A 15,268-nucleotide genomic window follows, 5' to 3' on the forward strand; every position below is an offset into this window, starting at 1 on the left:
CCCCGCCACCCCCAGCGCTTTCGTTCGGGAAACCGTCGAGTCTCCGGACGCTTCCGTTCGCGAAACCGTCGAGTCCCCGGACACTTCCGTTCGGGAAACCGTCGAGTCCCCGGACGCCCTCCCGTCCCTGACGGACCTGCACCTGAAGGGCTCGGGCCGCACCCCGTTCTCCCGCCCCGGCTCGGACGGCCTGGCCGCCCTCGGCCCGATGCTGCGCGAGGTGCTCGTCTCGGCCTGCCTGCACGCACTCGGTGTGCCCACCTCGCGGGCCCTCGCCGTGGTGGCCACGGGCGGTCAGGTGCAGCGGGATCGTCCCCTGCCCGGCGCGGTGCTGGCCCGCACGGCCGCCTCCCACCTGCGCGTGGGCACCGTCCAGTACGCGGCGGCCCTGGCCGCCCAGCACGAGGCCGCCGGCTCCCCGGAACGCGCGGACGGCCTCCACCCGGAGACCCTCCTGACCCGCCTGGTGCAGCACGCCCTGGACCGCCACCACCCTCACGCCCCGCGCACGGATGTGCCGGCCCTGGACCTGCTGCGCGCCGTCGCCCGCGCCCAGGCCGAGCTGGTGGCGCAGTGGATGCTGCTGGGCTTCGTGCACGGCGTGATGAACACGGACAACATGACGCTGTCCGGCGAGGCGATCGACTTCGGCCCCTGCGCCTTCATGGAGGCCTTCGACCCGGACACGGTCTTCTCCTCGATCGACCATGCCGGCCGCTACGCCTACGGGAGCCAGCCGGCGATCGCCCGCTGGAACCTCGCCCGCCTGGCCGAGGCACTGCTGCCGCTGATCGACCCGGACCAGCAGCGTGCCGTGGCCGCCGCCGAGCGTGTTCTGGACGAGTTCCGCGCGCACCACACCGCCGCCTGGCGGCGGGGCCTGGCCGCCAAGCTCGGCCTCCCCGCAGAGCCTGTTCCCGACGACGGCCCCGCACCTGCCGAGGACACCTCGCCGAACGCCTCCGCCTCCACCGAGACGGCCGCCGCCGCGCCCGACGTCACCACCCTCACCGATCCGCTGTTCGCGCTGCTGGCCGAGCACCGCGTGGACTGGACGTCCTTCTGGGCATCGCTGGCGGACGTCGCCGAGTCAGCAGATGCCACGCTGCTCCCGGGCCCGCTGCAGGACTGGGGTGCGGACTGGCTCGCCCACGGTCCGGACGCTGCACTGCTGCGTCGCACGAACCCGGTGGTCATCGCCCGCAACCATCTCGTCGAGGAGGCCCTGGCCGCCGCGGAGGCCGGTGACCTGACGCCCTTCGAGGATCTGCTGTCCCAGGTGCGCAGGCCCTTCTCGCCCCGGGACGGACGGGAGCGATACGCGGAACCGGCCGCGCCGTCGTCGGGAAGGTATGTGACGTACTGCGGGACCTGAGCCGAGAGCCGGAGGCGACCGCCCCGCGCCGCTGCGTCCTCCTCCGCCCCGAGCACACCGAAGGGCCCGCCCGCTCCGGATGGAGCAGGCGGGCCCTTCGGTGCGGCGGGTCAGTTCGCGAAGGTGTCCAGCAGACGACCCGTGGGGGTGAACAGGCCGACGGAGTCGCCGCCGTTGTTCAGCACGTTCGAGGTGCCCTGGTTGTAGTAGGCGTCCTCGGAGTCGGTGCCGGGGCCGGTGTACACCCGCAGGGTCTGGCCCGGCTCCAGGATGTAGCCCTCGCCGACGGTCAGCACGTTGTAGGCGGCGTCTCGAAGGAGGTAGCCGGAGACGTCCACCGGCGCCGGGCCGTCGTTGACCAGCACCACGTGCTCGCCGGTCTCCGGCTGCAGGTCCGGCCCGGGGACGTCGTTGACGGAGTCGAGGATCCGCACGCCCTGCGCCTGCGGGAACGGCTTGATCCCCTTCGCATGGCGGACGAGCTCGCGCGGGAAGTCGCCGGTCACCCGGTCCACGCCGAGCGCCGCGACCTGGTCGTAGGCCTCCACGGAGTTCACGGTGTAGACGGCCGCCTCCAGGCCGGCGTCATGGATGCGCCGCACCCCGTCCGCGTCCAGGTTGCGGTAGTTCGTGCTGAAGCCGTCCGCATACTCGGCCACCGCGTCCAGGGCGGCGGCGTCCGGGACGGTGCCGGCGAGCTGCTGCAGCGGGATCTGCGGTGCCAGGGCTGCGAAGCGACGATTGGATTCGGCGTCGAAGCCGATGACCTCCACCTTGCCCCGGGCCACGAGGCGCTGCCACTCGGGCACGGAGGCGAGCGACTCGGCGACGACGGCCTCGACGCCGGGCGAGTCCTGCGGGCTCTTGATCTCGATGAACACGCCGGTGCGCGGGGTGGCGGCTCGGGCGGCGTCGTCCAGGTGGGGGATCCGCTCGCCCCGGTAGCGCTCGGCGTAGGCGGAGCCGACCTCGAGCTGCTGGAGCTCGTCCCAGGTGAAGCTGGTGATCGGGTCGTCTTCGCGGCCGGGGAACACCTCGGCGACGTTCGTCGTGCGCGCGGGCGTGGAGTCGTGGAAGAGGAACGGGACGCCGTCGGCCGAGAGCTGCACGTCGATCTCGAAGAAGCCGGCCCCGGAGCGGACCGCCTCACGGAAGGCCGCCACCGTGTTCTCCGGTGCCACGCCCGCGGCGCCGCGGTGGCCGATCACCTCGGGCGCGGAGGAGCCGACGGTCTGTGCCGAGACGGCGCCGGCGCGCCCATGAGGCTCCGGTGCGCCGGGGACGTGCTCTACCGCGGCCTGCGCGGCCGGGGACAGCAGCGTTCCGGTGATGGCGGCGGCGGCCAGCGCTCCGGTGGCGCGGCGGCGGGTGCGGGACGTGGTCTCGCGGTGCGCGGACATGCTCGGCTCCTTGCCTCGGGACAGGGTGAGCCTGGACGGATCCGCACTCACCCGGCACGGGGCGGCCCCGTGCCGCCGCCCACGCTCGCACCGGCCGGTGACCGGCATCTGCCGCCACGGTGGACAGACGCTTCACCGCAGGTGACCTGCGCGTGAAGAGCGGGAGACGCCGAGGGGCCCGCCCAGCGCATCACCCGGCGCAGCACCCGGTCGACGGCACATCGACGGTCCGTCACCGGCGGCCGCCCGCCGGCCCTCCGGCCTCAGCCCTGCTTGCGGTCGACGATCGTCAGGTAGACCTCGCCGTCGCGGACCTCCACCCGGTGCACCCCGACCGGTTCGGTGGCGGGCAGGCACTGCGGCTTACCGTCGGTGAGGCAGAACCGGGAGCCGTGGAGCCAGCATTCGATCTCAAGGCCCTCGAGCTCGCCCTCGGCCAGGGAGATGTCCCCGTGGGTGCAGGAGTCGTCGATGGCGTGGAAGCCGCCGTCCTCGGTGTGGAACACGGCGATGTCGTCCCAGTGGCCGGTCGCGCCCATGGGCAGGACCGTGGCCTCACCGACGGCGATGTCCGCGGCGGCGCCGACGTGGATCTCGTTCCCTGCCATGGCTCAGCCCTTCCGGTAGTCGCGGGCGAGGGAGATGAACCGGTCGTTCGCCTCGACCTCGCCGATGGACACGCGCACACCCTCGCCGGCGAAGGCGCGGACGGACAGCGCCTGCTCGCCCGCCCGGGCGGCGAAGTCCACGGCCTGCTCTCCGAGCGGCAGCCAGACGAAGTTGGCGTGGGTCTCCGGGATGTCCCAGCCGGCCTCGGTGAGGGCGGCGACCACACGCTCGCGCTCGTCCACCACCTTCTGGACGCGTTCGGTGACCTCGTCCAGGGCGTCCAGGGAGGCGATGGCGGCCTGCTCGGCCACGGTGGACACCGCGAACGGGGTGGCGACGACCCGCAGGTGGCGGGTGATCTCCGGGTGGGCGATCGAGTAGCCCACGCGGAGGTTGGCCAGGCCGTGGGCCTTGGAGAAGGTGCGCAGCACGGCCACGTTCCGGTGCTTGCGGTACATCTCGATGCCCTGCACGGCGTCGTCGTGGCGGACGAACTCCACGTAGGCCTCGTCGATGACCACGAGGATGTGCTCGGGCACCTTGGCCAGGAAGTCCTCGACCTCGGCGGTGGTGAGCACCGGTCCGGTCGGGTTGTTCGGGGTGCAGAGGATGATCACACGGGTGTTCTCGGTGATCGCGTCCAGCATGGCCGGCAGGTCGTGGCGGTGGTCCGCGGTGAGCGGGACCTGCACGTCCTTCGCCCCGGCGGAGCGCACCACGATCGGATACGCCTCGAAGGAGCGCCAGGCGAAGAGGACCTCGTCGCGGTGGCCGTCGTCGTGCGGGCCCGCGTAGGCGGTGATGATCTGGGTCAGGGCTCCCAGGGAGCCGCCGCCGGTGACGATGTCGTCGGCCGGGACGCCGTGGTGCTCGGCCAGGCGGGTGCGCAGCGCGGTGGACAGCGGGTCCGGGTAGCGGCACAGTGCGCTGGCCTCGCCCTCGGCGCCGGCCACCAGCGCGGTGACGGTGTCCAGCACGGACGGGACCGGGGCGTACGGGTTCTCATTGGAGGACAGCTTGTACGGCGTCAGGCCCTCGACGGCGGCCGGGGGCTTGCCGGCGGCGTAGGGCGGAAGCAGGTCGATCACCGGGTTGGGGTGGACGACGGTCGTGCTCGGCTTCGGGGTCTCAGTCATGGTCAGAAGACTACGACGACGGCACTGGCCTGTCTTGCCGGAGTTGCCGATGGTGCGCATTCCGTCAGCGCGGGCGGGTCTGCGGTGTCAGTTCGTCTCCGCGCTGCGGCGTCGCGGCGGGCTCCCCACCCCGCATCGGCTCCGGCACCTCAGTGCGGTGGGCTCCGCGTCAGTGCGCGGGCGCGGCGTCAGTGTGCGGGCGCGGCGCCCAGCGCCGCGGCGATGGTCTCGGCGCCGGCAATCAGGCGCCGCCCGATGGCTTCGGTGTCCTCGGCCCGGTCCGCGTAGACGACCGCCACGGCCGCGGGCAGCTGCCCGGGCACGCGCAGCGGGACCGCCACGGAGAAGACGCCGGGGATGACCTCGCCGCGGCTCGTGGCATGGCCGCGCTCGCGTGCGGCGGCGACCTCGGGACGCTCCGGGTCCTCGATGATGCCGGCGTCCGCGGCGGCGGCGAGCTGTTCGGGCTCCAGGGAGGCGGCGATCGCCAGGCCGGGGCCGCCGCGGCCGAGCGGGTGCCGGGTGCCGGGGCGCTGGGTGACGAGGTTGCCCTGGGCAGGCTCGACGGTGACGAGGGTCGTGCAGTCCTGGCCGTCCCACACCACCACGAAGGCGCTCATGCCCAGGTCCTGGGAGATCGCGGACAGCTCCGGCAGGGCGGCGGCCTGCAGGTCCTGCTCCACGCCGCGGGCGAGCACGGCCAGGCCGGGAGCGCCGTGGACCCGCCCGGCGGCGTCGCGGCGGACCAGACGGCGGTCCTCGAGGGTCCGGAGGATCCGGTAGACGATCGAGCGGTGCACACCGAGCGCGGCGGCGACCTCCGCGATGGTCGGCGGCTGCGCCGAGCCCGTGACCACCTCGAGCACGCGGATGCCGCGGTCCAGCGTCTGCGAGGAGGCGGACGAGGAGGCGCCGCGGGCGCCGGAGGGGGCGGCCGTCGGCGTGGTGCTGCGCGGCGGTGTCATGGACGGCTCCTTTCCGGAGAAACCCTTGTGAAGTGGCTCACGCCTGTCGTACAGTCTGACACAGTTCGTTCTCTATGAGAACAGCGTGTTCCATATGCGAACACAGCCGCCGCGACCACCTCCCGAGGCGCCCCGCTCCCCCGGGCCCGCGCGAAAGGACCAAGGATGCTCTTCCACCACAACGGCTATGTCTCCACGAACCCCCGCCAGTACGCGGCCGCCGGCGTCGGCCTCGACCGCCCGGCCGAGCTGCCGGACGAGATGGACGTGCTGATCGTGGGCGCAGGCCCGGCCGGCATGATCGCCGCCGCCCAGCTGGCGATGTTCCCGGACGTCACCACCCGCATCATCGACCGCCGCCCCCACCGCCTGAAGATCGGGCAGGCCGACGGCATCCAGGCCCGCTCCGTGGAGACCTTCCAGGCGTTCGGCTTCGCCAACGAGATCATCGACGAGGCCTTCGACCTGACGTACATGGCCTTCTGGAACCCGGATCCGGAGAACCCGGAGAACATCGTCCGCACCTCCCTGGCCGAGGACGACCCGGAGGGCGTGTCCGAGTTCCCGCACCTGATCGTGAACCAGGCCCGCATCCTGGACTACTACGCCGAGTACATGAGGAACGCCCCCACCCGCATGGAGCCGGACTTCGGCTGGGCCTTCGAGGCCCTGGACGACTCCGGCGAAGGCGACTACCCGGTGACCGTGACCCTGCGCCGCACCGGCGACGGCGAGGGCAACGAGGTCGCCGACGGCCCGACCCGCCAGGTCCGCTGCAAGTACGTGGTCGGCGCGGACGGGGCCCGCTCGGGCGTGCGCAAGGCGATCGGCCACTCCCTCTCCGGCGACGCCGCCAACCACGCCTGGGGCGTCATGGACACCCTGGCCGTCACCGACTTCCCGGACATCCGCACCAAGTGCGCCATCCACTCCAAGAACGGCTCCATCCTGCTGATCCCCCGCGAGGGAGGCCACCTGTTCCGCCTCTACGTGGACCTCGGCGTGGTGCCGGAGGGGGACAACGGCACCATCCGCAGGACCCCGCTCGAGGAGGTCATCAAGCGCGCCCAGGCGATCCTGCACCCCTACACCCTGGACGTGAAGGACGTGGCCTGGAACTCGATCTACGAGGTCGGCCACCGCCTGACCTCCGGCTTCGACAACCGCGAGCGGGTGGGCGAGCCGACCGTGTTCCTGCTCGGCGACGCCTGCCACACCCACTCCGCGAAGGCCGGCCAGGGCATGAACGTGTCCATGCAGGACGGCTGGAACCTCGCCTGGAAGCTCGGCCAGGTCCTCTCCGGCCAGGCCCCGAAGGAGCTCGTGGGCACCTACTCGGACGAGCGCAAGGACATCGCCAAGAACCTGATCGACTTCGACAAGGAGTGGTCCACCCTCATGGCGAAGCCGATCGACGAGCTCGGCGACCCGAACGAGGTGGCGGAGTTCTACACCAAGACCGCCGAGTTCCCGGCCGGCTTCATGACCGAGTACCAGCCGTCCATGCTGACCCGCAGCGGGAACCAGGAGCTGGCCACCGGCTACCCGATCGGCAAGCGCTTCCGCTCCGAGCTGGTCGAGCGCTCCTGCGACACCAACACCAAGCACCTGGGTCACCTGCACAAGGCCGACGGCCGCTGGCGCGTGTACGTCTTCGCCGACGCCGCCATGCCGAACGCCGAGGACTCGAAGGCCGCCGCCTGGGCCACGGCGATCGAGCAGGACCCGGCGTCCTTCCGCAACCGCTGCACCCCGGCCGGCGCCCCGCAGGACACCGTGTTCGACATCAAGGTGGTCTACCAGCAGAAGCAGACCGAGTTCGCCCACCCGGACGTGCCGGCCCTGTTCAAGCCGACCTCGGGCTGTCTGGGCCTGTACGACCTGAACAACGTCTTCGCCACCTGCCTGCCCTCGCACGGCCCGGACATCTTCGACGTCCGCGGCATCTCCCGCGACGGCGCCGTGGTGATCGTCCGCCCGGACCACTACGTGGCCGCGGTCCTGCCGCTGGACGCTCCGGAGCAGGCCAACGAGTTCTTCGAGGGCGTGCTCCTGGACCAGAACTGATCCGGTGCATCGGGGCCCTGACGGCCCCGTCCCGACGGCGGCGCCGTCACCTGCTGCAGGTGGCGGCGCCGCCGCCTGTTCTCACCCCGGGTCCAGCCGGACCTGCGAGAGTGGTTCCATGACCCGATTCCTCCTCAGCCTCGCCGTCAACGCCATCGCGCTCTGGTCCGCCGTCTGGCTGCTGCCCGGCATGGACGTGACCGTGTCCTCCTCCCTGCACCTGTTCGACGACCAGACAGCGAACACCGTGGTCGCCTACGCCCTGCTCGGCCTGCTGTTCGGCGCCGTGAACGCGGTGATCCGCCCGATCGTGGCGTTCCTCTCCCTGCCCATCACCTGCCTGACGCTCGGTCTGTTCACGGTGATCATCAACGCCGCCATGCTCGCGCTCACCTCCTGGCTGTCCTCCTTCCTGCCGATGCAGCTGCACATCGACCGCTTCTTCTTCACCGCCGTGTTCGCCGCGGTGATCGTGTCCCTGGTCTCCCTGGTGATGTCCTCCATCACGAACCGCATCGCGCCCGAGCGGCGCTGAGCCGCGTCCGTCACCGGCCGCCGAGCCGCTTCAGCCGGGCCCGTGGATGCGCCGGCGGCGGCTGCCGCTCCCACGGCTCCGGCCGCCGCCGCCCCAGCGGCACCGTCTTCTGGGAGAGCACCCTCCCGCCGGTGAGCAGACCCAGCGCGGCCACCGTGGGGGCCGCCTCGCCCCACGCCTCGGCCCCCCGCGCCTCCTGGGCCTCGACCAGCCCGCGGTACGAGTCGATGCCGTGGTGCTCCATCAATCGCTCGGGGACGTCCGCCAGGTGCGCGGGCAGGCGCTTCATCGCCTCGTAGTTCTCCGGGACCTCGGAGAGGTCGTAGTCCTCGTCGAGGACACGGAGGTACTCGATGTACTCCTGGAACTCCTCCGTGGTCACCGACGGCGTCGAGGCCAAGGTCACCGTCGCCCGGTCCACGGTGGCGGGGTTCGGTCCGCCGTCCAGGGCCGCGGTGAGGTCATGCTCGTCCTCCAGGTGCAGCACGGGCGTCCCCTCCGGTGTCGGCAGGTTCGCCGTCGGAGACCCGTACGTGTAGGCGCCGGCCATCTCGTACCGGGACGCGAGCGCCTCGTGGGACAGCAGGTTCACCGCGTGCAGTCCCCCCTGGGAGTGCCCGGCGGGCAGCACTCGGGCGCCGTCCGGCACGCCGGCGGCCGCCAGGGCCGCGGCCACGGCGTCCCCGGTCCGCTGCGAGTTCCTGCCCACGGCGTCGGCGATGCCGCCCAGCCCGGTGAAGTTCTCATAGCGGGTCCCGTCCTCCCCCAGCGCATGCTCGGCCTCGAGGTCCTGGCTCTGGGTCCCCGGCAGCGTGACGACGTAGGTGTCTCGGCCGTCCGCAGCCCTGATCCGGGTGACCATGACCCGTCCCGGACCGGCGCCGGACACCTGCTCCTGCAGCCCCATGACGGCCGAGACTCCGCCGTCCAATGCTTCGGGACCGTCCTCGACGGCCTCGACGGCTCCGACGACCTCCACCGGCTGCTGCGCCAGATGCCGGAGGCCGGCCTCCGAGAAGTTCTCCCAGTTGACCACCTCGTCGTAGACGTCCCCCACAGGGCCGTCCATGATCCAGCCGGCCAGCGTCCCGGCGGGGTCGGCCAGCGTGGACCTGGCCCCCAGCGTGCGGCCCTTCGCCGTCGCCCTCTGTGTGGCCGAGCGCGGGTCCGTCCCCGTCGCGCTTCCCGCCTTCGCTGTGCGGGCGGCGGCGCGGGAGTCGAGGACATCGCGGTGTCGGGCAATCCCGGGGACCCTCATCGCCCCGGCGAACATGCCCGCCGTGAACCCCTTGGCCAGGGCGCCCTGGGTCACGGAGTTCAGAGCGTTGCGCACCAGCAGCTCCGCCTCGTCCACCGTGAACCCGTTCTGCCCCTCGGACCAGACGTGGCCCACGGCCTCCCCCGCGGAGAGCTGGACACGCTCCACCGCATGCCGCGCCCCGCGTTCGGCGGCCCGGTAGCGGTCCACGGACATCCGCACCGAGGTGGCCGCCGTCCGTGCGATCTCCTGCACCTGGACCGCGTTGACCTCCAGGTCCTGCAGCCGCACGGTCACGTCCAGGACCGCCGGGGCCGCCTCGGCGTGCGCCGGGAGCTCCTCCGCCCACTGGCGCACCGGTATGCGCAGGGCCGTCAGGGTCGGCTCCAGCCGTTCCAGGCCGAGGCAGGCATGCTCGAGGTCGTCCAGGTCCGCCATGATCGAGGTCGGACCGCCGGAGACCCGCCGGATGCCGGTCCGATCCGTCTGCCTGCTCATCCGCACGCCACCGCCTTCCCCGCCCACTCCAGAGTCTCTTGTTCGGCAATCGCCTCCGCCTCGGCGGCACGGGCCTGCTCCACGGCCGCGGACAGAGAGGCCTCCGCCTCCGCGACCAGGTCCAGCACCCTGCTCCCGCGGGCCTTCATGTCCGCGACCTGGCGCAGATAGCCGCGCGCGGCGTCCGAGACCCAGCGGACGTCCTCGGCCCAGGACAGGTGCCGCAGGCAGTCCTCCCAGTCCGACCGCTGCGCACGGAGCCGCCCGAGGACCCATTCGAGCTGCTCGACCGCCGCCGCCGCGGACCGCCGGCGCGCGTTCACCCCGCCGGTCTCCCCCGCCAGCCAGCCGAGCACACCGGTCTGCGCCGCCGCGCATGTCATCACGTTCGTCACCATGCCCCGGACGCTAGGCGAGGCGGGCACCCGGGTGCGCGGCCGTCGTCGGGAACTGTGGACAGGGCCCGGGGACCGGGCGCCTGTGGAGGAGGGGACGGCCCGCAGTCCGTGTGCGGCAGACGCCGGAACCGGGCGGCGCGGACATATTGACCACCCCCGCACCCTGACCTATCCTGAACGAACGGTCAGTAATTGTCCGCGCCCGCTTCCGCGCAGGCGACGCAGACCGACGCCGCCCGCGAGAACACGCCGCAAGCAATGAGGTGACACCCCATGGCAGAGAACACCACCACTCTGGCCGCCGTCGCGTCCGAGGAAGACGCCGCCGGTCAGGAGAACTTCGATCGTCTGATCGCCGAGGACTCCCGCATCGAGCCCCGCGACTGGATGCCGCAGGCCTACCGCAAGTCCCTGACCCGCCAGGTCTCCCAGCACGCGCACTCCGAGATCATCGGCATGCAGCCGGAGGCCAACTGGATCACCCGCGCCCCGTCCCTGAAGCGCAAGGCCATCCTCATGGCCAAGGTGCAGGACGAGGCCGGCCACGGCCTGTACCTGTACTCCGCCGCCGAGACCCTCGGCACCCCGCGGGACGAGCTGAACGCGCAGCTGCTCTCCGGCCGCGCGAAGTACTCCTCGATCTTCAACTACCCGGCCCGCACCTGGGCGGACATGGGCGCCATCGGCTGGCTCGTGGACGGCGCCGCCATCTGCAACCAGGTGCCGCTCTGCCGCGCCTCCTACGGCCCGTACGGCCGCGCGATGGTCCGGATCTGCAAGGAGGAGTCCTTCCACCAGCGCCAGGGCTGGGAGATCCTCTACTCCCTCTCCCACGGCACCCCGGAGCAGAAGCAGATGGCCCAGGACGCCGTGAACCGCTTCTACGGCCCGGCCCTGCAGATGTTCGGCCCGCCGGACGAGGACTCTCCGAACTCCAAGCAGTCCATGGCCTGGAAGGTCAAGCGCTTCTCCAACGACGAGCTGCGCCAGCGCTTCGTGGACATGATCGTCCCCCAGGCCGAGGCCCTCGGCCTGACCCTGCCGGACCCGGACCTGAAGTGGAACGAGGAGCGCGGCCACTACGACTTCGGCGAGCTCGACTGGGACGAGTTCATGTCCGTCATCAAGGGCGGAGGCCCCATGAACGTCCAGCGCATGGCCCGCCGTGTCCAGGCCCATGAGGACGGCGCCTGGGTCCGTGAGGCCGCCGCCGCCTACGCCCGCCGCCAGGCCGAGCAGAACCAGCCGGCCAAGACCCAGCTGATCGGAGCCTGACCCATGACCGAGAACACGTCCACCTCGAACGCCTGGCCGCTCTGGGAGGTCTTCGTCCGGGCCTCGCGCGGCCTGTCCCACGTGCACGCGGGCTCCCTGCACGCCCCGGACGCCACCATGGCGCTGCGCAACGCGCGCGACCTGTACACCCGCCGCAACGAGGGCACCTCCGTGTGGGTCGTCCCGGCCGAGGCCATCGCCGCCTCCGACCCGGACTCCAAGGGCGGCTTCTTCGAGTCGGCGCAGGGCAAGTCCTACCGCCACGCCACCTACTACCAGCAGTCCGAGGGGGTGCCGCACCTGTGAGCTTCGCGACCAACGACTCGGCCACCAAGCAGTCCGCCGGTGTGGCCATCACCGCCGAGGAGATCGCCGAGTCCGGCGCCACGGCCTCGGAGGCCGTGGCGAACTACGCCGTGCAGCTGGGCGACGACGCCCTGATGCTCGGCCAGCGCCTGTCCTGGTGGATCTCCCGCGCCCCGGAGCTCGAAGAGGACATCGCCCTGGGCAACATCGCCCTGGACCTGGTGGGCCACGCCCGCTTCTTCCTGACCTACGCGGGCACCGCGTGGGGCAAGACGGAGGACCAGCTCGCCTATCTGCGCGACGAGGAGGAGTTCCGCTCCGCCCGCCTCGTGGAGGCCGAGAACGGCGACTTCGCCAAGACGATCGCCCGCCAGCTGTACTACTCGTTCTACTCGTACGAGCTGTACACCCGCCTCGTGGACTCGAAGGACGAGACCCTCTCGGCCATCGCGAACAAGGCCCTCAAGGAGGTCCTGTACCACCAGGACCATGCCGCCGTGTGGCTGAACCGCCTGGGCCTGGGCACCGAGGAGTCCGCCCGCCGCATGCAGGCCGGCCTGGACGAGCTGTGGCCGTACGTCGGCGAGCTCTTCTACGACGACGAGAACACCGCCGAGCTGGCCGGCCAGGGCATCGCCGTGCTGCCGTCCTCGCTGGAGGAGCCGACCCTGGAGCGCATCACGCGCGCCATCACCGAGGCCGGCCTCGAGGTCCCGACCTCCCCGACCGCCCGCGGCCTCGACCGCTCCGGCGCCACCTCCGAGTGGCGCGGCTACATCCTGGCCGAGATGCAGGTGCTCGCGCGCCGGTACCCGGAGGCGCAGTGGTGAAAGCCGCCGAGCTCCGTCCCGCCGACCCCGCCGACGCGCAGGTCTGGGACGCCGCCGCCACCGTGCACGACCCGGAGATCCCCGTGCTGTCCATCGCGGACCTGGGGATCCTCCGTCAGGCACGGGCAGAGGACGGCCGCGCCGTCGTGGTCATCACCCCGACTTACTCCGGCTGCCCCGCCATGGAGACCATCACCACGGACGTGAAGCTCGCCCTGTCCCGGGCCGGCTTCGAGGACGCGGAGGTGCGCCTGGTGCTGCAGCCTGCGTGGACCACGGACTGGATGACCGACGAGGGCAAGGCCAAGCTCAGCGAGTACGGGATCGCCCCGCCTGCGGCCCGGACCACCGACGGTCCGGTGCGCATCGGCTTGGCCGTCAAGTGCCCACGCTGCCACTCGCTGAACACGCGAGAGATCACCCGCTTCGGGTCCACCTCCTGCAAGGCGCTCCACACCTGCAACGACTGCCTCGAACCCTTCGACTACTTCAAGGTGCACTGATGACCGAGACCACCGACGCCCCCATCGGCCGCAAGCGCCGCGCCACGTTCAACACCCTCGAGGTGACCGGGCTGCGCAAGCTGACCTCGGACTCCGTGGAGGTCACCTTCACCGTCCCCGAGGAGCTCGCGGACGACTACGACTACCTCCCGGGCCAGTACGTCGCGCTCCGCAAGGAGATCGACGGCGCCGAGATCCGCCGCTCCTACTCGATCTGCGCCGTGCCCCGCCGCGGTGAGATCCGCGTGGCCGTCAAGAAGGACCTGGGCGGCAGGTTCTCCACCTGGGCCAACGAGGTCCTCGAGGTCGGCGAGAAGATCGACGTGATGAACCCGCAGGGCGCCTTCACGTCCCGGACCCACATCACCTCGATGAACAACGCCGAGGAGCTCGCCGCCGAGAAGGTGTCCGAGAAGAAGAACACCCACCTGGTGGCCTTCGCCGCCGGCTCCGGCATCACGCCGATCATGTCCATCGCCAAGGCCGTGCTGGCCGCCTCGGACACCTCGCGCTTCGACCTGGTGTTCGCCAACCGCTCCGCCATGGACGTGATGTTCGCGGAGGAGATCGGCGACCTGAAGGACAAGTACCCGGCCCGCTTCACCGTGAGCCACGTGCTCTCCCGCGAGCAGCGCGTCTCCCCGCTGCTGTCCGGCCGCATCGACGCCGAGAAGCTCGAGACCCTCCTCGACCGCGTGATCGACGTGAACGGCACCGACGAGTGGTTCCTCTGCGGCCCGTTCGAGCTGGTCCAGCTGGTCCGCGACTCCCTCGCCCAGCGCGGCGTGGCCGAGGACAAGGTCCGCTTCGAGCTGTTCACCACCGGCCGCCCGGAGAACCCGGAGGGCCAGTCCGGCCGCGTGGTGGAGACCGACCCGGCCGGAGACAACTACACCATCGAGTTCAACCTCGACGGCCTGTCCGGGAAGGTCGAGTCCCCGAAGTCGGCGCACGAGACCCTGCTGAACGCCGCCCTGCGCGTGCGCTCGGACGTCCCGTTCGCCTGCGCCGGCGGCGTGTGCGGCACCTGCCGCGCCAAGGTCACCGACGGCACCTACGAGATGGACGAGAACTACGCCCTCGAGAAGGACGAGGTCGAGGCCGGCTACGTGCTGACCTGCCAGACCCGTCCGACCTCGGACACCATCACGGTCGACTTCGACTCCTGAGGAGGGTTCCCATGATCGACCTGACCATCGCCGACGGCGTCGCCGAGATCGTCCTGAACGCCCCGCAGAAGATGAACTCCCTGGACGAGGCCGCCCTCGCGGACCTCGGCAAGGCCTATGCGGACGTGGCCGCCGCGGCCGAGCGCGGCGAGGTCCGCGCCCTGCTGCTGCGCGGGGAGGGCCGCGGCTTCTGCGCCGGACGTGACATCTCGAACGTCGTCCCGGCGGACGACGACGCCACCGCCTACCTGCGGGACAAGGTCACCCCGGTGCTGCACGCCATGGCCGAGCTTCCGGTGCCGACGTTCGCCGCCGTGCAGGGTGCGTGCCTGGGCGTGGGCCTGGGCCTGGCGATCGCCACGGACGTGGTCTACGTGGCCGAGAACGCCAAGATCGGCTCCCCGTTCGCCAACCTCGGGGCCACCCTGGACTCCGGCGGCCACTGGCTGTTCACCGAGCGCCTGGGCGCCCACCGCACCCTGGACCTCGTCTACACCGCCGAGCTGATCTCCGGCGCCGAGGCTGTGCAGGCCGGCCTGTTCTCCCGTGCCGTGCCGGCGGACGAGCTGCTGGAGTTCACCCGCGCCAAGGTCGCGCAGGTCGCCTCCGGCGCCACCCTGGCCTTCAAGGCCTCCAAGGAGCTCGTCGCTCAGATCCGCGATCGGCGCGTGGGCCTGTGGGAGTCCCTGGACGCCGAGAACGTCGCCCAGGGCGACCTCTGCAACACCGCGGACTACGCGGAGGGCTTCAAGGCCTTCCAGCAGAAGCGCACGCCGGAGTTCACCGGCCGCAGCTGACCGGCTCCTGCAGGAGCCGCTTCCCGACGACGGCGCCGTCACCTCACGAGGTGACGGCGCCGTCGTCGTGTCATCACCGCTGGACGAGCCTGTGCACCCTGAGCCACGCGACAACGCGGCACATCTCACATCATGGGCGGATTCTCA

15 protein-coding genes are annotated in these 15,268 nt (G+C 71.6%); 9 read left to right on the forward strand and 6 right to left on the reverse strand.

The window, feature by feature from the left end:
* The coding region (locus FM125_RS05670; RefSeq protein WP_143745240.1) for a protein adenylyltransferase SelO family protein at nucleotides 1-1,375 on the forward strand (1,375 nt) is incomplete at its 5' end.
* Nucleotides 1,376-1,485: 110 nt separating this feature from the next.
* Here FM125_RS05670 and FM125_RS05675 read toward each other — a convergent pair.
* The 4 genes from FM125_RS05675 to FM125_RS05690 all read right to left on the reverse strand — a co-directional run bounded on the left by FM125_RS05675 (nucleotide 1,486) and on the right by FM125_RS05690 (nucleotide 5,485).
* Nucleotides 1,486-2,775 (reverse strand): glycerophosphodiester phosphodiesterase family protein, encoded by a 1,290-nt coding sequence (locus tag FM125_RS05675; protein WP_087133927.1) that lies wholly within the window; start codon nucleotides 2,773-2,775, stop codon nucleotides 1,486-1,488.
* Nucleotides 2,776-3,038: 263 nt separating this feature from the next.
* Entirely contained in the window at nucleotides 3,039-3,383 is a 345-nt protein-coding gene (locus tag FM125_RS05680) for a Rieske 2Fe-2S domain-containing protein (protein WP_067192300.1), read from the reverse strand.
* Between the two features lie 3 nt (nucleotides 3,384-3,386).
* Nucleotides 3,387-4,520, reverse strand: a complete 1,134-nt coding sequence (locus FM125_RS05685) for a histidinol-phosphate transaminase (RefSeq protein ID WP_087133928.1) — start codon at nucleotides 4,518-4,520, stop codon at nucleotides 3,387-3,389.
* Between the two features lie 188 nt (nucleotides 4,521-4,708).
* Nucleotides 4,709-5,485, reverse strand: a complete 777-nt coding sequence (locus FM125_RS05690) for an IclR family transcriptional regulator (protein WP_087133929.1) — start codon at nucleotides 5,483-5,485, stop codon at nucleotides 4,709-4,711.
* A 165-nt stretch (nucleotides 5,486-5,650) separates the two neighbouring features.
* On the opposite strand from FM125_RS05690, the gene FM125_RS05695 reads away from it, so the two are divergent.
* Nucleotides 5,651-7,552: an FAD-binding monooxygenase gene (locus tag FM125_RS05695; RefSeq protein WP_087133930.1), complete on the forward strand. Its 1,902-nt coding sequence runs from the start codon at nucleotides 5,651-5,653 to the stop codon at nucleotides 7,550-7,552.
* Between the two features lie 118 nt (nucleotides 7,553-7,670).
* Complete coding sequence (locus tag FM125_RS05700) at nucleotides 7,671-8,087, forward strand: phage holin family protein (protein WP_087133931.1); 417 nt, start codon at nucleotides 7,671-7,673, stop codon at nucleotides 8,085-8,087.
* A gap of 10 nt (nucleotides 8,088-8,097) precedes the next feature.
* Here FM125_RS05700 and FM125_RS11970 read toward each other — a convergent pair whose 3' ends face one another.
* Together FM125_RS11970 and FM125_RS05710 are read right to left on the reverse strand one after the other, a co-directional pair.
* A complete protein-coding gene (locus FM125_RS11970; RefSeq protein ID WP_087133932.1) occupies nucleotides 8,098-9,843 on the reverse strand; it encodes a hypothetical protein in 1,746 nt (581 codons plus the stop codon).
* The gene (locus FM125_RS05710) at nucleotides 9,840-10,241 is read right to left on the reverse strand and encodes a hypothetical protein (protein ID WP_143745242.1); all 402 of its coding nucleotides are present in this window, start codon (nucleotides 10,239-10,241) and stop codon (nucleotides 9,840-9,842) included. The genes FM125_RS11970 and FM125_RS05710 overlap by 4 nt, the downstream gene beginning before the upstream one ends.
* Nucleotides 10,242-10,514: 273 nt before the next feature.
* Here FM125_RS05710 and paaA point away from each other — a divergent pair, with 273 nt between their 5' ends.
* The 6 genes from paaA to FM125_RS05740 are packed head-to-tail and all read left to right on the forward strand — an operon-like array spanning nucleotide 10,515 to nucleotide 15,121.
* Nucleotides 10,515-11,516, forward strand: coding sequence for a 1,2-phenylacetyl-CoA epoxidase subunit PaaA (gene paaA / locus FM125_RS05715; RefSeq protein WP_087133934.1), 1,002 nt, complete (start codon nucleotides 10,515-10,517; stop codon nucleotides 11,514-11,516).
* 3 nt (nucleotides 11,517-11,519) lie between these two features.
* Entirely contained in the window at nucleotides 11,520-11,822 is a 303-nt protein-coding gene (gene paaB / locus FM125_RS05720) for a 1,2-phenylacetyl-CoA epoxidase subunit PaaB (protein ID WP_067190975.1), read from the forward strand.
* The gene (paaC, locus tag FM125_RS05725) at nucleotides 11,819-12,652 is read left to right on the forward strand and encodes a 1,2-phenylacetyl-CoA epoxidase subunit PaaC (RefSeq protein ID WP_070637219.1); all 834 of its coding nucleotides are present in this window, start codon (nucleotides 11,819-11,821) and stop codon (nucleotides 12,650-12,652) included. Before paaB ends, paaC begins: the two co-directional genes overlap by 4 nt.
* The gene (paaD, locus tag FM125_RS05730; protein ID WP_067190973.1) at nucleotides 12,646-13,155 is read left to right on the forward strand and encodes a 1,2-phenylacetyl-CoA epoxidase subunit PaaD; all 510 of its coding nucleotides are present in this window, start codon (nucleotides 12,646-12,648) and stop codon (nucleotides 13,153-13,155) included. Before paaC ends, paaD begins: the two co-directional genes overlap by 7 nt.
* Entirely contained in the window at nucleotides 13,155-14,324 is a 1,170-nt protein-coding gene (paaE, locus tag FM125_RS05735) for a 1,2-phenylacetyl-CoA epoxidase subunit PaaE (protein ID WP_067190972.1), read from the forward strand. Before paaD ends, paaE begins: the two co-directional genes overlap by 1 nt.
* Before the next feature lie 11 nt (nucleotides 14,325-14,335).
* Nucleotides 14,336-15,121 (forward strand): enoyl-CoA hydratase/isomerase family protein, encoded by a 786-nt coding sequence (locus tag FM125_RS05740; protein WP_087133935.1) that lies wholly within the window; start codon nucleotides 14,336-14,338, stop codon nucleotides 15,119-15,121.
* Nucleotides 15,122-15,268 lie beyond the last annotated feature (147 nt).

The organism is Micrococcus lylae (genome assembly GCF_900163825.1).
Lineage (GTDB): Bacteria > Actinomycetota > Actinomycetes > Actinomycetales > Micrococcaceae > Micrococcus > Micrococcus lylae.

Excerpts from the sequence above, each read along its gene's own strand:
- paaE (WP_067190972.1), top strand. The coding sequence starts at position 13,155 with ATGACCGAGACCACCGACGCCCCCATCGGCCGCAAGCGCCGCGCCACG.
- FM125_RS11970 (WP_087133932.1), bottom strand. The coding sequence starts at position 9,843 with ATGAGCAGGCAGACGGATCGGACCGGCATCCGGCGGGTCTCCGGCGGT.
- FM125_RS05710 (WP_143745242.1), bottom strand. The coding sequence starts at position 10,241 with ATGGTGACGAACGTGATGACATGCGCGGCGGCGCAGACCGGTGTGCTC.
- FM125_RS05680 (WP_067192300.1), bottom strand. The coding sequence starts at position 3,383 with ATGGCAGGGAACGAGATCCACGTCGGCGCCGCCGCGGACATCGCCGTC.
- FM125_RS05675 (WP_087133927.1), bottom strand. The coding sequence starts at position 2,775 with ATGTCCGCGCACCGCGAGACCACGTCCCGCACCCGCCGCCGCGCCACC.
- FM125_RS05740 (WP_087133935.1), top strand. The coding sequence starts at position 14,336 with ATGATCGACCTGACCATCGCCGACGGCGTCGCCGAGATCGTCCTGAAC.
- FM125_RS05700 (WP_087133931.1), top strand. The coding sequence starts at position 7,671 with ATGACCCGATTCCTCCTCAGCCTCGCCGTCAACGCCATCGCGCTCTGG.
- FM125_RS05690 (WP_087133929.1), bottom strand. The coding sequence starts at position 5,485 with ATGACACCGCCGCGCAGCACCACGCCGACGGCCGCCCCCTCCGGCGCC.
- paaA (WP_087133934.1), top strand. The coding sequence starts at position 10,515 with ATGGCAGAGAACACCACCACTCTGGCCGCCGTCGCGTCCGAGGAAGAC.
- paaB (WP_067190975.1), top strand. The coding sequence starts at position 11,520 with ATGACCGAGAACACGTCCACCTCGAACGCCTGGCCGCTCTGGGAGGTC.
- FM125_RS05695 (WP_087133930.1), top strand. The coding sequence starts at position 5,651 with ATGCTCTTCCACCACAACGGCTATGTCTCCACGAACCCCCGCCAGTAC.
- FM125_RS05685 (WP_087133928.1), bottom strand. The coding sequence starts at position 4,520 with ATGACTGAGACCCCGAAGCCGAGCACGACCGTCGTCCACCCCAACCCG.